The 18,418-nt window shown below is 40.4% G+C and carries 6 protein-coding genes and 3 tRNA genes; 5 read left to right on the plus strand and 4 right to left on the minus strand.

The features are described 5' to 3' along the window. The first annotated feature begins 634 nt into the window (after nucleotides 1–634). The 5 genes from WFH39_RS16770 (at nucleotide 635) to WFH39_RS16790 (ending at nucleotide 17,379) form a co-directional block, all read left to right on the plus strand. Nucleotides 635–985 carry a hypothetical protein gene (locus WFH39_RS16770; protein WP_214589004.1) on the plus strand — a complete coding sequence of 117 codons (351 nt, stop codon included), beginning with the start codon at nucleotides 635–637 and terminating at the stop codon, nucleotides 983–985. A 73-nt stretch (nucleotides 986–1,058) separates the two neighbouring features. Next, complete coding sequence (locus WFH39_RS16775) at nucleotides 1,059–1,373, plus strand: hypothetical protein (RefSeq protein WP_336690714.1); 315 nt, start codon at nucleotides 1,059–1,061, stop codon at nucleotides 1,371–1,373. A 42-nt stretch (nucleotides 1,374–1,415) separates the two neighbouring features. After that, nucleotides 1,416–5,069: a hypothetical protein gene (locus WFH39_RS16780; RefSeq protein WP_336690715.1), complete on the plus strand. Its 3,654-nt coding sequence runs from the start codon at nucleotides 1,416–1,418 to the stop codon at nucleotides 5,067–5,069. 37 nt (nucleotides 5,070–5,106) lie between these two features. Next, nucleotides 5,107–6,465, plus strand: coding sequence for a hypothetical protein (locus WFH39_RS16785; RefSeq protein ID WP_336690716.1), 1,359 nt, complete (start codon nucleotides 5,107–5,109; stop codon nucleotides 6,463–6,465). Nucleotides 6,466–6,483: 18 nt separating this feature from the next. After that, nucleotides 6,484–17,379 (plus strand): LysM peptidoglycan-binding domain-containing protein, encoded by a 10,896-nt coding sequence (locus WFH39_RS16790; protein ID WP_336690717.1) that lies wholly within the window; start codon nucleotides 6,484–6,486, stop codon nucleotides 17,377–17,379. Between the two features lie 234 nt (nucleotides 17,380–17,613). Here the strand turns inward: WFH39_RS16790 and WFH39_RS16795 are convergent. From WFH39_RS16795 to trxA, 4 genes are all read right to left on the minus strand, one after another. Next, nucleotides 17,614–17,687: transfer RNA gene (locus WFH39_RS16795), tRNA-Asp, on the minus strand. Nucleotides 17,688–17,719: 32 nt separating this feature from the next. Further along, nucleotides 17,720–17,793 (minus strand) — tRNA-Asp (locus WFH39_RS16800). Nucleotides 17,794–17,828: 35 nt separating this feature from the next. Further along, nucleotides 17,829–17,902 (minus strand) — tRNA-Asp (locus tag WFH39_RS16805). 132 nt (nucleotides 17,903–18,034) lie between these two features. Next, entirely contained in the window at nucleotides 18,035–18,352 is a 318-nt protein-coding gene (gene trxA / locus WFH39_RS16810) for a thioredoxin (RefSeq protein WP_076392215.1), read from the minus strand. Between the last annotated feature and the right edge of the window lie 66 nt (nucleotides 18,353–18,418).

The raw sequence follows: 18,418 nt of genomic DNA on the forward strand, positions 1-18,418 counted from the left end.
ATTTTTAAAAGTAAACTGATAAAACTTTTGCTATGCGGATATAATTCATACTTTTCAGAAAAATACTTATCCGTATGCTTTTGCTGCTGTTATATTCAAAATATTACCAAATGAGTAACTTTTGAAGTAAGATAAAGAGCGCTTGTTTTAACTGGTGCAAATATATAGATTTTTTTATTGCTGTAAAAAGAAATTGCTTTTTTTCTTCTTAAACAACTGTAAAGAACAGATTTTCAAATATAAAATTTGTCTGTTATCTGAAAATATTTAACCGAATAAAACCATTAATTACATAAAAAAGATATACTGAATCTCCTGCCAGACCGCTATGATTATTAGGTTTATTTACCTCTAATATTTATTTACAGGAAGCTCAGTTCCTTAAATGCACGTGTTTTTATACGTTTGCATAACGCTGATAATCAGTTAAGTATAAATACGCAGTTTATAAATTAAGTATTTTCACCTAATGGTGTATTATTTTATTTTCTTTACTTTGAGTTGTTCTTTAATGAATCTTCTATTACATCAACAAGGCAAATTTTAAAAAGCCAGACTGTGATATTTTTTTAATAATTGACTTCTTTGACATAAGTAATTTTAAAATATTTTTTAAACCTTAAAACTAATAATTATGGCATCACAAAATCCAGTAATCAACCAAAGTGGAAGTGCAAGTATTAAATCAGGTCAATTCTGTACCTGGAATACGGCAAACGGTACAAACTCTACCATCACCATTGCTAACGCCAGCAGAAGTAATGTATTAAAATTTGCTATTTCGGGAGCTCCGGCAAGTGGTATTATTGTAGACAATGCAGGTCAGTCGACAACACCTTTCGACGGGGTGTATTCTTTGAAGCCCAATTCTCCAAACATCGTAGTTACAGCTTTTGGTGATTTTGGCGGTTCAACAGTTACCATCACCAACATTACCAATGCTCAAAATGATGCTGAGGCAAGCATTCAGTGTCAAACAAGCTAATTGTAGCGGTAAACTCCGCTTTCAGATTCTCTTATTATTTATTCTTGGTCATACTCTGGCAACGGCTCAGGGTATGGTCAAGTCTAAAGCAGACACTGTATGGCTTTCCCGATATGAATTTGCACAAAAGCAAACCAACAATGGAAGCGATTGTATCTGTTCTATTACCAATGACAGTCAGGCTAATATAGCCACAGTTGTATTAACCGGCGCACCAGATACAAGTACTATTCAACTGGACAGTACGGCAACGTTCAATGGTACACACTATTTAAAGCCCGGTCAGCAGGCAATTGCTGTAGGCAACTTTGCCGGAAAAACAATTACAGTATTAAATCTGTCCCTTTTAGATGTCGTGATTGTTGTTATGTTATTCTGCCCCGGTTAAGAATTTACCTGTATCCTATTTTGATAAAAAACAATTATTCTTATGGCACAATCCGAAACAGAAATCATATTCAGCAATGAAAACTCCGGAAACCCTGCGCTGTATATATACAATCAAATAGGGCAACATTGGACTGCTTTATTGCTACCGGAAGGATCTGCTTATACTGATCCTGCTATTACCCTTCAGACTGCAGTACAGCAACAGGTCTATTTTCTTTTTGCCAAAACAGCTCCCGCCGATCCAAAAACCTTTACAGAGAACTACCGTTCTTATCTGCTTACGTTTCGTCAAAACGTAACAGCCAATCTTACAGTTGCATGGCTGAGTAACATTAATGAAAAACCTTCTGATAAAAATACGACCGTTATTAATTTTGCTCAATATGGAGCCAATAAACCTTTTGTAGTAGGGCAGACATTTAACACTACCATCGGAAATAGTTTTGCTACGCTTACCATACTGAACAATACCACTATGACATTACAGCCGGAAACAACTCCGGATGCTTTACGGCTTATCTGGACTCCGGGCAATCCTAATATGAACTTTGCGAATAAAGTACTTGGAACCAGTTCGCTCTTCAACAGCGACATTACGATTCCTTTCAGCGGTCCGGGTACAGGATCTTTTCGTTTTTCACTGGGGCTTAATATGAATTTGGACTTTACAGCATATGGCTTACAAAATAAATATTATTACGGCAACAGCAAACCACGTTCCTGTTTCTCTTATCCTATGCTGAAAACCGGCAATGGCAATGATTATTTAATTACCCAGACCGAAATCGATCTGCTCGATATAGCTAATAATAACGGACTGAATACCTATTTTGCCATCACTGGTCAGATCTACAATACACTTAGCGGTCAGAAAAGATCTGCTTCCCTGCCCAGTAATTATGCTATCAATACCGGCTACCCTCTTACTTTATGGCCTTTGGTAAACATGATAGATTCAGGTGCACCTGTCAATAATTTATTTCCGACAGACTACAGCGCACGTTTTGTAATATCACCACAGGATGCAGCAGGCTTCGATCCATACTACCTTTCACCGGAAGGCGATTTTTATCTTGATCCAGAAGCATCACAAGCTGCCTTTGCCGATGAAAACGGGCAATACAGTTTGCTTCCCGGACTTTCAGGTACTGAGATCATTACCTTTACTCCTTATAAAAATAATAACGGTGCTGTTACCGGCGATACTATACGCTTTATTTCAAAGCAGGCCGCCTTTGCCGCTAATTTTCCGGGGCAGGAAGTTTCACTTGCCAATCCGGGGACAGATGCTCCCACTCTCGACAGTACATATCTCACGGCATGGGCTAATATTGTTACCCAAATTTCCGGCAATGTGCAATATGCTTCACAACCTCAGGGAGCTTCTTTATTTGCCAAAGATCATGGTATAGCTTCATCTGCGAATAACATCACAGGATTTCTAGGGTTTTATGAGCCTTCGGTAGATATGCCGCAAGACAACAATTTCGCAGTGCCATTGGTGCCTTATCTTGGCATAAGTACTGTATCTTCTTCAAGCTCACAAGATATAAATACATTTGAATCCAAGGTGCTTAGTGCAGAAAGAAAAGCATTGATATCAGCCGCCTTCACCGTACCTCGTTCCAGCAAGAGTCTGGCAAAAAGAAGCATGGCAGAAGCGGAAGCAATGTCTTACACTGCCTCTGCTACACCTCAGGGAATGGTTGCCAATGTAAATAATGACGGCAGCTGGGGATTACTAAATCTGGCGCAGAATACCGTAAATAATGGTTCTCCTGAATATCTAAATCCCGAAGGACAAATACCGGCAACACCTCCGCAATATCAGCTCAGTTTTATTAATCTGATGCCTCAAATGCAAAGCGCATTTCTTACCAATCAGCAGTTTCTGGTAATGACCAATAATCAATATTTAGGCAATTTATTCTCAACGATGAATACATCAGGCGGTGGCTCAAGCAATCAACCGGTGTTCAACAATAAAATGTCTATTGAAGACTGGCCTTTTGATCTGAATGTGGGAACAAGTAATACTTATGCCGACTATAATAATGTTTTAATTTTTAAATTCTGTCAGGGCAGCATTATCGATCGGGTAAAAAATCCGAAAGAATGGACTCAGGCTAATGCATTTAATATTGATAAAGACAATACTGATCCCAATGCTGCTTATAACCAGCTGGTTGCCGTATCATCGTGGCTTCAGGATTATTTACAGGCGGCTGAAGATGCATATAACGCTGCTCTCTTAAATCCTGCCTCCGGACAGCTTGAATATTATCAGAAGTTTCATTCCATTATCAATGATCCTAATTGGAATGGCATTCTGGCTCTTAAAGCAACAATCGATCTAAAAGAATTCCCTCAACAATTAAAAGGACTAATCAGTGGAATTAACCTTAAAAACTTCTATGCACATCACTTTGGAATAGAAGTAAACCGTGTAGATGCAAGCGGTGTGATAACCATGGATCCTGTAAGCTCTTTGTTCGGGTTGATAAATTATGTTGATCCTGCATATGCCCAGCAAATCTCACAGGGATTAGATCCTAATAAGCCGATACAGCCTGCAGCAGGCGCTACTTATGATTTTAAAGTATTGTTTCTACAGGTACTCTTTGAAAATACAGCCATCAAAGATTTTGCCAGTAAAATACAGCTTACCATGAATAATCTCTTCTCTGATAAAGTAACTCATACAAACAATCCTTACGGTTCAGGCAGTCTGAATACAGTGGTACTCAATGGCACTTATCAGGATCATAATGGCACTCCTGTATATGTTTTTGATAATAAAGACGATAATCTTTTCTTCTTTGACAGTAATCTGCTTACGAATGTAGAAATTACCAAAATACAGTTCAATACACTCACAACCGATCCTGCAGCACTCGATATACAATCGAGGTTTACCATGTGGGGTTATCTTAACTTCGATACAATGATAGCTCCGGCTTCCGGCGAAGGGGAAACAGATTATCCGCTTGATACTTTTTCTTTTGGCATCACAATAAACAATGACACATTACAACAAGGGCTTAGTTACAGCAACCTGTATGTAAATATGTCATTTAATCTAAATACGCCTTCAGTTACAACTTTTGCTTTCGATGCCTCTCAGATTGCTTTCAATTCATCACAAAGCAATGCCAGACAGAATAGCCTTTATCCTAATTTTGCTTTACAGATCAATAAGCTCTTGAGTGGCAATGAAGAATCGGCTCCATCAGGACAAGGGTATTTAAAGCTTGCATTGCCCGGCATCAATGCCACGGGACTTGCTGGTAACTGGTACGGATTGCAGATGACACTTAATATGGGCTCACCCGGAGAGCTTGCCAGCAGCGCAGGTTTTAATGCCAGTCTTCTGATTGCGTGGAGCCCTGGATCTAAAAGTGCGGCTCCCGGCTACAATGCATTTGTAGGTATTAAGCTGCCCGGTACTTCCAGTAATGCTAAACTTCTGAGCATACAGGGTGTATTAAAATTATCTATTGATAAACTGAGTTTACAATACGTAAAAGACCAGAACTCATACCTTTTGACCTTATCTAACATTGCTTTGAAATTACTGGGCATTTTGAAATTACCTCCCGGAGGAAATACGGATTTCCTATTGTTCGGTAATCCCAATCCGGGTGCCACCGCTAAAAGTCTGGGTTGGTACGCTGCTTATAATAAATCAGAATAAATTGCCTTAAATCATATGTACATAAAAAATAACAACCATGGCAAGAATACTCTACTGGAACATACGGCAATTCGCAATTAACAAGATCGATGCACCCCGGGCTAAAAGGAGATGGGATGGATCTTTTATTATTCCTCCGCAACCGGGCTACAGAAAACGAGTAATAAGAACGACAATCACTCAGAACAAACCCGATATTTTTGTCGTAGTAGAAACATCTACCGGAGCCGGAGCTGCAGGTACTTTAATTTCTGCCGGCGGTGCTGATGGAAGCATATTTCTGCTACAACAAATGAGAACCTGGTTTCCGGGTGACGACTGGCGGCTTATTCCCCCGCTAAGACTGGGACAAGGAAATGTTCAGGAGGGTATCTCTGTATTTTATAACCATGCCAGAGTACAATTTACAGGTCCATGGGGATGGCAGGGCGATGGCAACCCATCTGATTCGGTTACTAACATAGGACTGGGAAACCTCGTTAACTATGGTCCTCCTTGGGTAAACCTTCTGCCTGCCGGCAATGCACCTGCCGGACTTAACACAATTAACCCTGGTGTACCCTATAGGAAACTTGCGGGACAATGGCTTTTTCACGGACCTTTGGCTGGCGGTGTTGCTCCGGTATTAGGCTTCCCTAATGCATTTAACAGAACTCCTTTCTTAACTACTTTCTGGGAACCGGGAGCAGGAGGTGCAGCAGGCAAAATGATTAAATTATTGGCTTTCCATGCTTCACCAAAAAAACAGCAGGCTGCCGATGGAACCAACCAATTATCCAATATTCTTGAAATGACTACAGATCTTGCTGCCAATCAGGTAGGAGTTATTGTAGGAGATTTTAATGTAGATTTATTTAATACTCACTTTGAGCCCATTGCTTACGACCGTTTACTGGATGCTTTTCCAGCAGGTGTTGGCTATACCCGTCAGATTAATCCTACCGCTAACATATGGCCAGACAAAGGATATGTTTGTACCATGCTGAGGTCTCATAACAGTGCCAGACCCTGGGCAACGAACGGCTATCCGGGGTATGAATATGTAATACAAGATACATTCTCAAGTGTAGACAATATTTTAACACGTTATGGCGGAGGTTCGGCTGTTGGTCCTGCAACCAACATTACCATAGCCAACAGAGTTACAGGAACACCATACAACAGAGATGTGCCGGCTATAGCGGGAGCTCCACAAGGGAGTTTGATTTATAATTCTGCCATGGCATTAGATGGAGGAGGATTACCTTCTGCACTCCCTCTTCCTATAGCCGGACCCACAGGACATGGCGGTGTTGTTCCCGGAAATATAGGAGCGCTGACTTCTTTTGTTGGCTGGAATAACTACCGAAGAATCATCAGTACCAGTGACCACATGGGATTAATTGTGGACGTTTAACAGAATCATTTTATTATTATGAGCTTATCCAATTTAGTTACTACATTTAAAAGCCAGGCTGCTGCCAATAGCGGTAATATTACTATTAATGCAGCATCTTTTACCGATTCAGGCTTAATTCCGCCAGTTGGGCTGGATGAATTGCTGTCTCAAAGTTATCAACTTCCGGATGGCTCATTTTTGTTGATTGATACTTCCGGTACTTCTATTCCTGAGCCTGTAGGAAATACATTAACAATCTCCGATGCTACGGCAGCAATACTTAATGTAGAAAAGGCAAATACTTCAGTTACACTGATTATTACAGCAAACGAAGCGGATGAAGTTCAGTTTACCATACAAATTAACCTGTCCGACTGGAAGTTTGCTACCAGCTGGCAATACATGACGGGCGGCGTATTCGATAATCTTCCATACACCTCCCCTTCCTTCATTTTCAGTACTCAGGACACAGCCATTTTCAGCTGGAAGCAAAAAAATATATCTTTAACGAAAGGGCAAAACTTTGCATCGCTTATTACCCTTACCCAATGGCTTAAGCCTGTTGTAAACTTTTTTACTTCATGGTCATCTTCTACCAATCTGGCTCTGGCAGGAAGTATAGATCCCTCTCAGGTTAATAACGAAGACATTATTTATCCCGAGATGAATTTATTTGTGCCTATTGATGCAACTTTAATATCATTAGGTTTTCTCAATGTCAGTAATCCGGGAGTTGGATTTCAGATTAAAACAGAAGAAGAAACGGTTACAGCCGATCCGGAAGATGAAGGAGAAGCATTACGTCTGGAATATGAACCTACGGACAACTTAACACCATCGGAAGGAGAAACACAAAAAGTACAAACTCCTATCCTCTATTTTAGTTTGCTGTTGGCAGCCGGAAATTCTATTGTACTGAATTTTAGTGCTGCTGTAGAATATGAGTCTTCTTCTTTTACCCTGAATGTAGACTCTGAGCCAGACAAACCACTCACACCTCTCAGCCTGTTCGGTCTTATGGCTGGACAAAATTGGTTTCAGAATATTCCTCCTACTTTACAACAGTACCTCAACAGCATTGCATTCAAGGGATTTAACACGGGACTGGATTTTAACAACGGGCTTACTATTACCAGCGTTTCCTCTTTTATCGGCTCCAATGGAGCCTGGACGCTTTTTGATAATTTTATTATTCAGCAGTTTGATGTTAATTGGGTCATTATTAATCCGGGAACTACCAATTCACAAAGTTTATATTTCAGTGCTCACGTAGACTTTTTTCCAACCATATTTGTTGGCGGTTTCGATGTGGAAATTACCTCAGACCTAACCCTTTCTGCTGTCTTTGCAGGATCTGTTACCTTCAACAATTTACTGTCTGCCATTACAGCAGGAGCCATTACTATTCCAGAGAATCTTTTACTGGTTGAGTTTACTGCTTTCGGGATTAATATGGATATCAACAGTAAATATTACGAGTTTTATGCGAATGCTAATATTGATCTGAATTTCATTACAAACGTTTCGGTAACGGATGGTACGTTACTGCTAACTTCTTCTTCACCCGCGAGCGGTACCGGTCCAAGTATATTTACGGCAAAGGTATCCGGATTGTTTGCCATTGGTAAATTACAACTTAATACCGATGTAAATTATAATTCATCGGACGGATGGAACTTAAGCCTTGCGATGCCGGAAAGCAGTAGCTTAAATCTGGGAGAGCTCATTAAGCAATTATTCCAGTCTATCAGTCTGCCTACAAGCTTTTTACCAGATAGTCTTAATATTACTCAATTCTCACTGGATGCCACGATTCCCAGCGGAACGGGAAAAAGCAGCTACGAGGTAAAAGGAGGACTGCAGTGGATCTTTACCTTCCCTATTATCGATCAGCAGATCAACATCATTGCCAATCTTTGGCTGAAATATGAAGCCGCGAGTAATGATTCTACATCCGGAAAATATTCCGGTGGTGTTTTAGGAAGTGTAACATTAGAATATTTCAATGCTACTGTCGGTATAAGCTATAATTTCGCCGAAAACAATCAGCAACTTGCGATTACCTGGGAAGGCTTTACCGCTATGTATGATGTAACCGGAGAAAGCCGTACAATTGTTTTCTCTATTAAAAACTGGACATTGGGCGGGTTAATTACCTCCTTTATGAAGATGTTGTTTAACCCGACATTTGAGCTCGATGCGCCATGGGATATACTCAACAAAATAAGTCTGGATGGATTCTCGGTTACATATAACCTCGACACGAAAGATATTAAGGTCACTTACAAATTACCTAAAACATTAGACCTTATATTCATCAATATCAATGGAATTAATCTTACCAAAAATCAGAAAGGGGTATTTATCACTTTCGATGGGAATTCCGTTGTTCCTTCAATCAACGAAAGTAATTTATTTAAACCAGAGACAGGCGGACAGGACATTCAGAAAATGCCTGATGTTCCGGGACAAGGCACACAGTATTTCGATTTGCGTCTGCTGGCAATGGGTCAGCATGTAGAATTGGTAAATCCTGCCCAGTACAACTCTATCAAGGATGTAACAAAGGCTATGCAGGAAGCTTTTACCGAACCAAAACCGGGTACCATTCCTATAGGATCGGGCTCCGGCAACACACTGCTCAGATTCAATGAAGACAGCAACTGGCTCATCGCCACCAATTTCGGGATACTGAATGCAGGAACAAAAGAGAAGCCTGTTTGGACTCTCGATATGCAGGTGGTATTTAATGATCCTAATCTCTATGGTCTGCGCATTGCTATGGCAGGTGGAAAAGCCAAAGTATTTGAAGGGCTGGATTTTGAGATTATGTATAAAAAGATTTCTGAATCAATTGGCGTATATCAAATGGATCTTACCCTTCCTAATGCTTTACGTTATCTGCAGTTTGGTGCGGTCAACATCACTCTTCCTTCCATTGGTATAGAAATTTACACCAATGGTGATTTTACGGTAGACATCGGCTTTCCTTACAACATGGATTTCTCCCGATCATTTACAGTACAGGCTATTGTACCTCCGGGTATCCCGGCTATGGGTTCAGGGGGAATCTATTTCGGAAAGCTCAGCAGTGCTACAACCAATAAAGTCCCTAAGACCAACTATGGAAACTTTAATCCGGTAATTGTATTTGGTATCGGCTTGCAGGTAGGTGTAGGATATAGCGTAAACTATGGCTTACTCAGCGCCGGCTTCAGCGTTACCATGTTTGGTGTTATTGAAGGAGTAATAGCAGCTTATTATCCTTACAGCGGCACTTTACAGGAAAGCAATAAAGAACAGGTAGAAACTTCATATTATTATTATCTTCAGGGTACTATAGGGATTATCGGAAAATTATACGGTTCTATAGACTTTGGTATTATATCGGCAAGTGTAAACATTACGGTAATGGTGTATGCACAGGCAACCTTTGAAGCTTATAATAAAATACCATTGGCGATTGTAGCTTCTGTAGATGTAAGAGTTTCTGCTAAATTAAATCTAGGAATCTTCTCCATTACCATTCATTTTACTTTTACAGCAAAAATTAGATTTGATCTTACCATCGGCACGGATCAGACAGCAAAAGCTCCCTGGAATAATAATCTTTCGGCACCAAACGCTGCATCCCGTATATCTTCACCTGCAGCCGAATTTCGTATTGCTCCTGCCCGACAGGCAACACCACTTGATGGCGCCAGACCTGTTTCTTTTGCAGTAATGGATTCATTCGATATAACGGAGCTGACAGGCTCTGATATAATGGTGATGCGCCGTTCGCCCAATATGCCCATCAGCTATCATTCCGTTTTGGAAGAAGATGACTCTGAACTCCCTGTGCTGAATTTATATTTTGTACCCCATTTAACAGTAGCAGGACCTGAAAACGGAAATCTGCAAGACCAGACAGCACAATATGTAGCTACTTTATTCATCGATGCTCCCGATCCTTCGGGTAACGGTAGCGGAACTACAACTTCCTTTGAGTATCTATGCTCTGACTTTTTCCGTTGGCTGGTACTGAACTACATTGATCATACCCCTTCGAAGTCTTCCCGTGAAGAAGTAGAAACTGAAGGTATTTCAAAAGCTGATCTTGATGCATTAATCACATTCCTTTCAAGCGAAGAATATCCGTTTCCTATTCCTACCAATGATCTGCTAAGCTTTCTTCAAAATAGTTTTCAGGCATTAAATGTACAATTATTACAAGAAGATCTTGCTGCCGCAGCAATTTTCCCAATGTTTTTTGATCTTGAACTGAAAGTACCAGATATTGCATTGGACATCCAGTTCAATAACTATAATATGGCTACACAGGGATACCTGTCTGAAGTTAAAAAATGGTTTAATGAACTTGCTGTAAAAGTACAGGAAGAAACATCTTCTGCCGCCAGATTTATGACTTTGGAAGATCCTCAGCAATGGAGTATGTCTACTTTTGTATTTGAAGACTACTTTGTACTCATAGGGAAACAACTGGCAGGCTACGCATCTGATGCTATGGATAATTTTACTTACCGCATCAGCAGTGGTAATAGCTTGTCGGCCATGGTAACCTGGGCAAACAGCATTACTGTAGATGGAACAGGCAATAAAGTAAATGTTCAGGATATTGCGACAGCTAACCAGACACATCCGCTTAATGGAAAAAATCCTATAGCCATTACCGGCGTAATGTACAATATTTTGGAAGGTGATACTTTTACTTCGATCGCTGCCATATATGCCATTACACCTTCAATGTTAATTACAGAAAATGCAGCCGTTCCGGGATTACTGGCTCCGCAAACGATTACTTATCATGGAAATGCATATAATGTACAATCTACAGATACCATTAACACAGTTGCTGCAGGTTTAAATACCACACTAAATGATCTTGCTTCGGATAAAGATTTCCAGAGTACAGCAGTGCTCACAACAGGTAACTGGCTGATTATTGGCGCGGCACTTTACACCGCAAAAAGCGAAGATACCTTTAGCAGTATCGCCACTGTTATCTATAATCATCTTGATACAGCGGCTTTACTGATGCAGAACCAGATCACTCCAGGTCTTTTCATTGCAGGCAACAGCTTTGAATACGACGGTATAAAATATGTAATCGTACCGGGTGATACCCTTACCAGTATGGCAGCAGCTATTTCTATATTAAAAGGAACTACGGTTACACCCCAGGATCTTGCAGGTAATATCCAAGTACAGGCACAACAAGTGCAGCCTCTCGGACAGGTATTAATTCAGCCTTTTACACACACTACTGTTGAATTCACCGATGCAGCAAACGCCGATACGCTTGATGCATTGGCTCAGCAATACAATACCACAGCAGCCTTATTGGCTACCAACTATGCCAATCAGCAGCAAAATAACTTTTTCTACAACGGAGAAGGATTTACCAATGCCAATATTCCGGGTCTGCAGTATTTAACTGTAGGCAGTATTCTGGAATACTTTGCCGATAACAACTCCTATGGACAATTATCCGGTATGGCATCTCGTTATCAGTTACATGGTATGCGTTTGCCTACGAATCTTCCGGGGCTTACCCTTGCACAAGGTTCTCCCTGTACAGGAAATAATTGTGCCCTATATTCCCTTACCGGTCAGGAGTTTGCCCTTCCGGCTACAATACCTGCCGATTTCTCTATCCAGCTCATCAACAATTCATTAAGCTGGCTTCAGTTTAACGGAAAATCAATGGATGAGGAAGGCGGAAATATATTAAATGTAAAGCTGACGCCTGAGGACATTAATCAAATTGACACCTTGCTTAATTATGCACAGACAAAAGGGATAAAGCCGGACGTTCTGGAGCTCGCACCTATGAAGCCTTTCAACCTTCAGCCTGTACAATATACTTTCCAGACAACTACAAAGTGGCAAACTTCCGGAGCATTAAACCTGCCTTATGGGTCACCAGACGGTCAGAGCAGCGTATCACCACTTATCTGGCAATTTCCTTCAGGTCTGCTCAATCAGTTGGCACTGCCTAAAGAAGCAGGTTCTGAATTCAGTATACAGATCGGTCAGTACGATGCAGCTAAAGGAGTAATGGACTACTGGTCATCCTCTTATTACGGCTGGAGTACGATGATAGATATAGAACTTAAACTTCTTGATACTGATTCCACTGCTCCTGTAAATGCTTACAGTTATGAATTATTAGGTGCAAGCGAAGCCGGTGCTAATATCCTGCAAAGACTGTTGTTAGCATTAAATCCGAAATCTTCCAATAACAATCTGGATAAAATAGTCGATATACAGTGGTTGTATGAAGGCTCAGATGGATTATTGTCCGTAGGTATGGAACACATGAAAACCTTCATCGTACAGGCTAATCTTTCCACAGAAACAAATCCTGACAATGCTACTATGAAAATGATGGCTTTGGAAGTAGCAGAAGAAAAGCCAGATACAGGAATACTGAACAGTATTTATGATTTCATACGTATGTTATGGGAATGCAGCATTACCCGTTCCGGAGGATATTATCTTATGTATAATGAAACTGAAGGTAATACAGGATTTCCTTCCAGTATTTTTGGAAAAGGAGATAATGCGAATGTACGCCTACTTGTTACCTATAGCAGCCAGTACAATAATAAGCCTACAGATTACATGAACTGTGCAGTAACCGGTGATAAAATTGATGCTAATTCTTGTGTGGTATATGCGCAAAGTGAAATGCAGGAAGGACTATCTTATTATGTGAATAAGCCAGAAGATACGATTGATGCAATAACTGCACGCTTCAATATATTACCTGCCGAACTGGTAGATCTTAATAAAAAAGTGACACTTAACACGAAGGCTACTGTAAATGATTCTTTAAAATATGATATTCCGACTATTATATTTGATGGATTGGTATGTGAAATAAGTGTTAGCGGACCGGGAAATACGCTGACTTCAATTGCAGCTTATTATAATGTGGAAGCAAGTGCTATACAACAACTCAACCCAGACATTCCTGACTGGAATAATCTTCCGCTCTGGCAGCTGATACTTTTGCCTCAGGTGCAATACACTATCAGTGCGGAGGGTAAAGCGGGTCTTACATTTGAAACCATAGCTGCCTATTATTTTATCGATATGGCTTCCATGGCTTGGGCTGCAAAAGATGTAGTCAATATTTTTATGACTTCAACCATGCTTACTATCAATGATCAGATCATGCATAAAGTAACAGCCGTTCAGCAAGGTACTGCAGGTTTTGACCTGAACAGAACCAACCCGAACCCGGATCCTGAAAATCAGCCGAAGATCACTGATCCTGTTTATGCAGAGGTATACCTCAACAATATGTACAATCTTTTAAGCTATCAGATCGTAGAAAACAGATGGTTCGGTGAAAGTGTTGTGGGCTTACCTGCTGGTCCTGCCAAACCACAAACACAAGATGACGTACTGGGTAAAACAGACAATGATGACACTGAAGATGATCTGATCTGGTATTACAATCAGATTGTACCTATTGCCAAATTTGCCAAAACGAACCCATTTATGACTTATCCTGCCGGCTATCCGCAGGAAGAAGACAATCCGTATCGTGGTATCGGTCATCAGGTACAGGTACATTTTGACTGGGTAGATTATTATGGTAATGTAACAGTAACTCCATTTAATGATCCGGAAATGGATCCCTCTACTCCGGTAAACAATCCGCCTATTCAAACCGGCTACGTGGATGAGCTGAAAGGATTGGGTAAATGGCCAAGTGTGGAGTTAAGTTATTTGTTTGATCTTGACCTCAATCATAACCCTGAACTTAAAATAGAATTTAACTTTAATATCCAGCGTTATAATGATTTGCCTGATGTACCGGCAGATCAGCAGCAAGACTGGAAACAGAATGCCGCTAATGATCTTGTAACCTATACCAATATATATTATCAGTTAACACAATTAAATCCGACAGACGGTAAGAATACTTTAACGATTACACTAAGCACATCCCTTACACCAGGCAAGACTGTTGATCTGTCTGATGAACAGTTTAACCAGATGCTGCAGTTTGTAAAAGATATTTATACTTATCTATCCGCACGCAGTCAGGGTAATGAAGCAACAGCACCTGTAATGAGCCCCATCACAAGTTCTGTGAATATAGAGGATATAGATACACACTCTATCCTTCAGCTCACTGTGAATCTCGACTTTTACCGTGACCTTAAATACGTTAACACAGATTTTAAAGATAGTGATCTGATTACCCGCGCTCTTACTCAGGTAAAGCCGAAAACCATGTCTACAACAGTGAAGGACGGTACAGATCCTCAATACAGCCTCAACGAATTTGCTGCTTTATTCGAAGCTGCTTTCTTAAATGCCGGTAATTATGAACTGAAAATTGCCATTGGTACCAATGCTGCAACAGCAGGCGGTGTGAATAATCAGGCAGTATTCGTAGTACGCATGGGGCTAAAATCCGGGCAGGGTATTTACTGGAAAGTTAATCAGGCAGGTACTTATAAGCTGACTTCAGAATCCATTACACAGCTTACAGCTGAAGGCGTTCCTGCAGAAGTTACCACGGCTATCAGCTCTTTGGTAGACACTTTTTATGAAAACAGGGATCAGTTCGATATTGCGTTACAACAAAAACTGACTGAAAAACAGTTTTCCAAGTATCGCATCAATATCTATACCTATAGCTTACTGAATGCTGTATTCTATGCTCCCAAACCATTAGCAACGAGTCTCGTTTCCAAAAGCGGAGTCCCTATATGCAAATATATCACAGGGCAGGGTCTGGATTGCAGCAAAGGGGAAATACAGACGTTTACCGGCATAGATATGGATACGTGGGGTGCACAGTCTCTTAATGCTATTGATGTATTTCTGAGTGCAGACTATGCAATACCTGCTTTCCTTGTAGATCAATTAAAAGCAGATGAAGAAGAGGCATGGCTGGCTACACAGGGGATTGAAGCGACCACTTATTTACAGGCTATTACCAATGCTAAAACCACACTTGCTGGTGCCATAGCTTCAGAAGTAGAACCTGTACTGAAGGCACCATATGTTTCGTTCGCAACAGGTGACAACACAAGTCTCGGCAATGCAAGGGAAAAATTTGAGCAACAATTGCTTAACCAATTAGGCAATGCCTATACCGTAAATGCTCTTGTTCAATTTGAAGTAACTGCTGAATCAGACTTCAGAGCAGACAGCAACTACAAAACACCACCACGACTGTATGGCACACCGGTGATCAATAACAAAGCAGACGGTGATGCAAAAGAATATAGTATTTCTACCTCCAAGATACAGCTAAACGAAAAAGACGCAGCGGACACAGATTCCTTCCTTACGTTCAGTTTTACCACCAAAAATACAAAAGAGTTTACCAGTGTAGATCTGGATATGACTTATGTGGTAACCCACGTGGAATGTGATATCAGTGATGTAGCCGGTATCAATGGATATCAGGGTTCCAACTGGCTCACCTTCATTATACCTGCTGATGTAAACAGCCTTGGTGGCGATAATCCTGTTTCAGCATCTTTACAGCAAAGTTTAGGTATCGTGGATATTCCGGTAGTATTGCGTAATTATCCTACACCACCTACTCTCACTACCCAAACCGGCAAAAGTGTTCCCGTATCAGGAGATAATACAAAAACACGTCTTGCCAAAGCATCCGAATGGAATTTTATGTATTCCTATACTGAAGATCAGGCAGCACAGGACAAAATATTTTCCGATATTGAATTCAATACCGTGCCTGCTCTTTCTGCAAAAATGTACGGAAGTCCTGCACGTGATCTTTTCAGTGATCTGGCTCAGTTTGTGACTGTATGGCCACAGGTATTGGACGATTTCAATAGCTACCTGAAGATGATTACCGCACAATCAGACAGCAGTGATCCTAATCTTACCAATGCTTATTATGCTTTGCAGACCATGGTGAGTTTAACAAATAACCTTGCTATTGCGTGGAGTGAATACAATGGTTTAGAAATCGATAATTCTGATGATAATTCTACGGCACGGGCTTACGACTTTATTATCCGACAGACGGATGATACTGATTTTGAAAACCGTCTGCTCGTAACCATTGTTCCTGCTGCGGATATGTCTTCTGATGATCTGTCGCTCTACAGGGGTAATAAAGATGTATTTGAGGCTGAATTACCCAAAACGCCTTATGTAACTATTGACAACTATACAAAAGTGAATGCTACTGATAAAAACGGAACTCCTATTCCTAATGCATATTGGTATCAGGCGGCAGATAAAACCTACCTGTCATGGGAAAAATCTTTCAATATTCCGTCCCGCAACGTTAATGTAAATGCGCTGAATGTCTTACAATTCCAGTATGCATGGGCGGGTATTTCCATTATTCGTAATGAAGACCTTGTTCCGTACAACCCTACCGTTAATAACTTTATTTACCGTACGCCATTGGTAAGATTCTCTAATAAACTGATTCCTTTGCTTAACAGTAATGATATTTTTGATATTGCTAAAATTACTAATGAAGCAGGAGTCAATCTGTCGCTCGCACAGCAGTTGGCCAATTTCCTCAGCACTTTCTTTACCTACGATGAACTGGCAGAACAATTGCTAAAACTAAGTGTATCGTGGAATTATCCATTATTGGGTACATCCGGAAATATTCTTCCTACTATAGAATTACCCGTTTTGCTTGCCGCTCCATTCATTTTCGAAATACCAAAAGATTATGAGATACCTGTCGGAGGATGCCAGCCTTCGTTTAGTGAAGCAGATCCGTTTGTGTGCCGTCTTTCTAATGCACTAAAAACCTGGTATAACCAGCACAAACCTGTAAACAGTGGTGCATGGTTTCAGATTGATCTGGCGGTATTCTCATCTCTCAGCGAGAGTAAGCTGCCACTGATAGAGCTTAAAAATATAGTATTGTATTATAAAAATATTACAGATATGAATGCATGATCCTCAATAATAGTTTTCATTAAATAATAAAAATTCATTTAAGAAAGTTGAAGTCTAAACAAATCAGGAAAAAGCTCATTTTCTTACTATTCAGAGATATGTTTCTCCTTTCAAACAGGTCACTGAATAGGTAACTTTCATACCATGATTTGGGTTTCATCTGGAAATAGATAAAAACAAAAGTGCTGTAAAAATATTTTTTTACAGCACTTTATTTTATTTGATAAATCATTGCGATCCGGACGGGACTCGAACCCGCGACCTCCGCCGTGACAGGGCGGCATTCTAACCAGCTGAACTACCGGATCAATTTTTTTAAAAGAAATTGAGAAAACTTCTGCGATCCGGACGGGACTCGAACCCGCGACCTCCGCCGTGACAGGGCGGCATTCTAACCAGCTGAACTACCGGATCAAATTTTGTTTTAAAAGTAAATTGAAAAACTTTTGCGATCCGGACGGGACTCGAACCCGCGACCTCCGCCGTGACAGGGCGGCATTCTAACCAGCTGAACTACCGGATCATGTTTTTGTTTCTAAAGAACTTCGTTTCTTTTTTGTGATGGCAAAAGTACAACTTTTTTCGTTACCTGCAAATTTATTTCAAAAAAAATGCCTTCCAAAAACGGAAGGCGTTCATTATCAAATTTATTTTTTTACAAGTGAGCGCTTAATTTCTCTGCGATCACTTCTTTTGGAGCTACTCCTACTAATTTATCAACCACTTCTCCATTCTTAAAAATAAGAACTGTAGGAATATTTCTGATCCCGTACTGCATAGAAATATCCTGGTTGTTATCCACGTCTACTTTCCCTACTATTGCTTTTCCTTCGAAATCGCTTGCTACTTCTTCGATGATTGGTCCTAACGTTCTGCAAGGTCCGCACCATACTGCCCAAAAGTCTACTAATACCGGCTTATCTGATTTTAAAACCGTTTCCTGAAATGAGCTATCTGTAATTTCTAAAGCCATTTTTGTTTCTTTTATTTAAATTAATATTATTCTTTTATAATTTCCTTAATTGGATAATCAAAATTA

The sequence above is a fragment of the Chryseobacterium sp. MMO-72 genome, from assembly GCF_037146035.1.
Lineage (GTDB): Bacteria > Bacteroidota > Bacteroidia > Flavobacteriales > Weeksellaceae > Chryseobacterium > Chryseobacterium indicum.